Raw genomic sequence first — 1,208 nt, forward strand, 5'->3', positions numbered from 1 at the left:
ATCGTTGGGGTCAATGACGCTTCAACGTTAACCGATGCAACGGATGATGAAGGGCTTGTGACGGAAACCGATACGTTAGCGACGCTGACGGATAACGGTGTCTTGATCCTCGAGGATGTGGATGGGGCAGCGGAAGAAGTCTTCCAAACCGATCCCACGACCATCACCTCAACCAGTACGCTTGATGGTTCAACTGGAACGGCGCTGGGTATATTAACTATCTCAGCCGCAGGGGCATGGGATTACGCTATCGCCAATGATGCGGTGGAATACCTGGGTGAGGGCGATACGGCGACGGAAATTTTTACCGTCAAATCGGCCGATGGGACGGAGCATGATATTACCGTCACCATTGTGGGCACGAACGATGTGCCAGTGATTTCAGGTACTTCATCAGGCCAAGTGACCGAAGACAATACCGACGACATTGATGCTCTTACGGGTGACCTCACCGTAGGCGCGAAGGTCGACATCAGTGACGTTGACCAAGAGGAATCCGTCTTTAAAACCGATGTCACGACGGGCGCTGATAACTTCGCCGATGGTGAGTTGGTCATTGATGAAAACGGCAACTGGACCTTCACCATTCCTAATACAGACCCATTGGTTCAAGGGTTAGGGGAAGGCGAAGTCGCCACGCAAACCTTCACGGTTGAAACCGCGGATGGCACCGAGCACACCATTACGGTGGACATTGTTGGAACGAACGATGTGCCGACATTGGTGACCGATGCAACCGACGCGACCGGCGCGGTGACAGAAGATGACTCGCAAGTGACGCTGAGCGACGCGGGCAAACTGACTATCGAGGATGTGGATGGCGCGGATGAAGCCGTGTTCCAAACGGACCCGGCGACGTTCGCCTCGGTGAGCTCCTTAACGGGCGGTGAAGACGGTGCGGTAGGTACCCTGACCTTGAGCGCTGATGGGTCTTGGGATTACGACATTCCGAACGCGGCGGTGGAGTATCTGCCGGCTGGCGTCACGGCGACGGAGACCTTTACGGTCTTGTCAAAAGACGGCACCCCGTTTGAGGTGGTCATCACCATCACGGGTACCGATGATGCGCCCGTGATTGGTGGCAATTCAGAGGGCACGATAACGGAAGACTATGCCCCTGATATTGTCGACATCGGTGGTGTCGACAACCTTCGCTTTGCAGACCAAGCGACCATTACAGATAAAGATGCGGGGGAATCGACGTTCGA

Annotated in this window: 1 protein-coding gene; it reads left to right on the forward strand. The window is 55.0% G+C overall.

Annotation, left to right across the window (positions count from 1 at the left end; translation table 11 throughout):
- The coding region (locus AB4405_RS24360) for a VCBS domain-containing protein (protein WP_372063118.1) at positions 1 to 1,208 on the forward strand (1,208 nt) is incomplete at both ends.

Source organism: Vibrio sp. 10N.261.51.F12, from assembly GCF_041471725.1.
Taxonomy (GTDB): Bacteria; Pseudomonadota; Gammaproteobacteria; order Enterobacterales; family Vibrionaceae; genus Vibrio.